Raw genomic sequence first — 4,289 nt, forward strand, 5'->3', positions numbered from 1 at the left:
TCTTTTTATTTTGTCGCCGATTTCAATTTTTTACTTTTAAAATAAAAGTTATCGGTGATTGAATTCACGCTTTTCTCTTTTGTCTCTTTTCCAATATATCAATAACGGAAACACTCCAACTATCCCCACATAATTTAAGAGCCGAAGGTATGGATTGGATAATCGAGGGAGCGGAATGGTTTATTGGTCTGTTTGAGAAAGGCGGTGAAGTGTTTAGCGAAATGGTGGCACAAGTACTCCCAGTGCTGATCTGTTTATTAGTTGCCATGAATACGCTGATCCGTTTTATTGGCCAACAGCGTATAGAAGTGTTAGCTCAGAAAAGTGCGTCTAATCCTATATCTCGCTATTTGCTCTTGCCGACAGTAGGAACCTTTGTTTTTTGTAATCCCATGGTGCTCAGCCTAGGGCGTTTCTTACCTGAAAAGTACAAACCTTCTTATTATGCCTCTGCCTCCTACAGTTGCCACACCATGAATGGTATGTTCCCTCATGTAAATCCTAGTGAATTGTTTATTTATCTAGGCATTGCCGCTGGGATCACTCAACAGGGCTTATCGCTCGGTCCTCTCGCTATTTCCTATTTGCTGGTTGGTTTAGTGACCAACTTTTTACGCGGTTGGGTAACCGATATTACGACTATGTTTGTGGCTAGACAACAAGGTGTAGTATTCAGTGATAAAGTCGATCTTAACGTGGTTGAGGAAAAATGATGACGGTATTGAAAGTAAACCGAGGGCAGGGTGGATGGGGTGGCCCGCTATTCATTCCGGTTGAGGTTGACAAGAAGATCATCTACATCACAGCAGGGACTCGTCCCCATTTTATTGATGAGATGGTGACGTTGACGGGCATGCAAGCGGTTAACGGCTTTGAACATTTTGTTCCCGATGAACGAGTCGCTTGTGTAGTGATTGACTGTGGTGGCACATTGCGTTGTGGGCTTTATCCCAAAAAAGGTATTCCGACATTAAATATCCATGCTACAGGTCAAAGTGGCCCTTTGGCACAATATATTCAGGAAGATATTTATGCATCTGGCATACGCAGTGGTTGTTTTTCCTTGGTAGATGATCACAAAACCACGTTTTGTGAGCCAATCCTATCTCAGCCCCAATCCATTGACACGACGAAGAAGCTTAGCCAACAAACAGATAGCTTACTGGCTAAAGTGGGGATCGGTATGGGCTCGGTGATGGCGACCTTTAATCAGGCTGGGCGTGAAACCATTGATACCGTACTTAAAACCATTCTGCCTTTTATGGCGTTTGTTTCAATGTTGATTGGGGTTATTCTCGCGTCTGGGTTAGGTGATTTAATTGCTCATACTTTGGAGCCATTAGCTGGGAACCCGATCGGTTTACTGACGATTGCCTTGATCTGTTCATTTCCGTTTCTGTCACCCTTTCTTGGACCAGGTGCGGTGATTGCGCAAGTGATCGGTGTACTTATCGGGACTCAGATCGGTATGGGAAATATCCCACCGCACTTAGCATTACCCGCTTTGTTTGCCATAAATGCTCAAGCTGCTTGTGATTTCATCCCTGTAGGGCTTGGCCTTGCAGACGCTAAGCCCGAAACGGTACAGGTCGGTGTGCCTTCGGTACTTTACTCTCGTTTTCTTACAGGTGCGCCAACGGTGCTGATTGCTTGGCTTATCTCATTCTTCATTTATCAGTGAGGGCATATGCTTCAGTATCAAACGACGATTTTGTCCGCTGGCGATTATGCTAAAGACTCACTGCATGATGATATGGTGATTTTATTCGGCCCGAGCGCCCCTGATGCGGTGAAGGAATATTGCTTCATACACTCGGGATCTTCGTTGTATGGATTGATTGACCACAACACCACTTTATTAATTGGGGATCTCGGTTTTGTTGTGACGGCAGTCGGCAGTGTGGCGAACCAAAATCTTGCGGAGCTTGGGCATGTAACACTTAAATTTGACGGTCAGCGAATCCCAGAATTGCCGGGTACCATCCATTTACTCGGTCCTAAATTAGAAGTGCTTCAACATGGTGATGTGTTGATGTTTGGTTAAAGTGGTGGAATGTGGCTTGATTGTGATTAGGCATATCTAAGAAAAAAGGCTCCTGTTTTAAAAGGAGCCAAATAGCTGGTGTTAGCTATGGAGAAAAGAAGCGGTTAGAAAGATCCACTAGTTGTTTGAGTATTTAAGCTATTAAATTGGTTATTGCCTCCCGATTGCCATTCGACTAGATTTGTTGAGATAGATTCATGGCGTTTAACACATTTCCATTCAATAGCCTCTCCTGCCGGTACTGCAATATCGGCGCTCCAAGTTGGATATAAATTAGGTGAAAGCTTGACTGCTTTTGTTAGATCCCAGTTTCCTAGCTGTGTCACATTGCCAATGGCATAAACACTTTGTCCTGTAATTGTATATCCTTGATTACAGGAAAAAGAGATGGTACTCAGTCTTGGTTCTTCGGCACCCTCACTATTGTGCAAAACGATAGCTTCATTTTGATTTAGATGGAGTGTTGCTTTTCCTTCGTTAACGGCAATTGTTTCGTTGTTAAGTAAGTTGAGGTGGGATCCATCACCAATCGCTAAGTTATTCACTACTATGGTTGTTGCTGGACCACGGTTTAGTGCAACGGTAACAGTATCTGAACCATCTTGCCGTTCATATACCAGTATGTCGTCATTTTTCCAGCGTTGTATGTAACTTCCTTTTTGTATCGCTGTGCTATTTTTTCTGAGTGATGTTAGTGCTTGGATGATCTTAAATGCCTCGGTATCCTCATCAAAACTTGGCATTTTTTCTCGGTTGTAAGGATCACTTCCTACTTGTCCGAAATCATTTGTCGTAAAGTTAGCTGCATAGTGTTCAGTTCCGTAGTAAATGGCGGGTATCCCACGTACTGTCATTGTGATAACTAGTCCTAGGTTGAGACGTTGTTTGGCAAACTCTTCATTTTGATTGCCACCAGCTTCATTATTACCAGGGCCAAATGTCGATGCATTTGACCTTAGAGCGGTGGATATTCTGGCCATATCATGGTTATCCATGAAAACAACTTGCCAATCATCACTACTGAAGACAGTTTTCCTTTTTTCTAAGTAGCCATTTAATGTTTCCATGTTATTTCCGGGACGGTTAGTTAGTACCCTTTCTAAGGTGTCTCTAAAGCCGAAATCAAGTAAAGCTGAACCAGAAGAGTTGGCGTAGTCAATGGCATACCCATCAATACCAGTCGTGATGCTTGCACTTGCTCCGAACCATTCACCAAAGAAATAAAATCCTTCACGACCTAATGCTTTACTGTAATTATAAATGTCCGTAGTCCAACGTTGGATAAAAGTTTTATCCATATGTTTTATAGCATCAATACGTATTGCATCAGCTCCAGCATCAATCCAAAATTTAGCACCGTCTAAAAGATACTGATAAACATCGGGATTGGTTTGGTTAAAATCAGATAAGTTGAATAGGTTATAATTACGGACTTGATACCAATTATTCCAGTCAGTAACACCTCCGTTATGGTTATACCAGTTAGTACCCGCCGCAACATCGGTATTATAATCAGTGATCAGTTGTCCATCTAGGTAGAGTGCTCCGTATTCGTTTTCATCATTGCCATTTGAGTGATTAGGAGCATAGTCTAGAACTAATTTCATGTTGTATTCAGGAGAATGCATTTTAGTCGTGAGTTCTTTGAAATCTTCGATACTGCCTAAATGCTCATCTACGCGGAAAAAATCTTTTCCCCAATAACCGTGATAACCTGCACCACCATTAGCATCTGTATTGTCAGCATTATCGACTGGTGGTGTAATCCAAATGGCAGTAATTCCTAACGATTTGAGGTAGGGCAATTTATTAATTAAGCCTTTAATATCACCGCCGATATACTTTTTAAGATTGTTAGGGTTATAAGTTTCTGCGTTTTTACCAGTATTATTATTTGGATCACCATCGCTGAAACGGTCTAAAAATACAAAGTAAATTGTTTCTTTACGAAAATCGAGGTATGTATTTTCTCTGGATTGAATAGTTGGTTCCGAGGCTAGTAATATTTGGCTATTCAATAATCCATTAAGTGCAATAACACTGAGTACTGCCGTACACAGTATGGTGTTTTTTTTCATTGGAGATCCCTTCATTTTTGTGAATATTAACCAGTAATTATTACTGGCTATTGGTCAAACTTTGTTCACTGTAGAAATCAAAAATATGGCAAAATGTGGTATTGAGGTTAAAACGCATTGTTTTTCCAATATGAGCAGTTGTAATGGTTTGATCGTTGACTCTTGCT

4 protein-coding genes and 1 pseudogene are annotated in these 4,289 nt (G+C 41.4%); 3 read left to right on the forward strand and 2 right to left on the reverse strand.

Annotated features, from left to right (window positions below; genetic code table 11):
- Window positions 1-149: 149 nt before the first annotated feature.
- The 3 genes from B9J84_RS08270 to B9J84_RS08280 are packed head-to-tail and all read left to right on the forward strand — an operon-like array spanning window position 150 to window position 2,044.
- Complete coding sequence (locus B9J84_RS08270; RefSeq protein WP_094123928.1) at window positions 150-713, forward strand: PTS glucitol/sorbitol transporter subunit IIC; 564 nt, start codon at window positions 150-152, stop codon at window positions 711-713.
- Window positions 710-1,681 carry a PTS glucitol/sorbitol transporter subunit IIB gene (locus tag B9J84_RS08275; protein WP_088733208.1) on the forward strand — a complete coding sequence of 324 codons (972 nt, stop codon included), beginning with the start codon at window positions 710-712 and terminating at the stop codon, window positions 1,679-1,681. The genes B9J84_RS08270 and B9J84_RS08275 overlap by 4 nt, the downstream gene beginning before the upstream one ends.
- 6 nt (window positions 1,682-1,687) lie before the next feature.
- The gene (locus tag B9J84_RS08280; protein ID WP_013868513.1) at window positions 1,688-2,044 is read left to right on the forward strand and encodes a PTS glucitol/sorbitol transporter subunit IIA; all 357 of its coding nucleotides are present in this window, start codon (window positions 1,688-1,690) and stop codon (window positions 2,042-2,044) included.
- 104 nt (window positions 2,045-2,148) lie between these two features.
- On the opposite strand, the gene B9J84_RS08285 is transcribed toward B9J84_RS08280, so the two are convergent.
- Window positions 2,149-4,122: an alpha-amylase family glycosyl hydrolase gene (locus B9J84_RS08285; RefSeq protein WP_094123929.1), complete on the reverse strand. Its 1,974-nt coding sequence runs from the start codon at window positions 4,120-4,122 to the stop codon at window positions 2,149-2,151.
- A gap of 40 nt (window positions 4,123-4,162) precedes the next feature.
- Window positions 4,163-4,289: pseudogene (locus B9J84_RS16335) on the reverse strand (sugar ABC transporter ATP-binding protein); the annotation flags it as partial.

Origin of the sequence: Vibrio sp. V03_P4A6T147 (assembly GCF_002241085.1) — a bacterium.
GTDB classification, from domain to species: Bacteria; Pseudomonadota; Gammaproteobacteria; order Enterobacterales; family Vibrionaceae; genus Vibrio; species Vibrio anguillarum.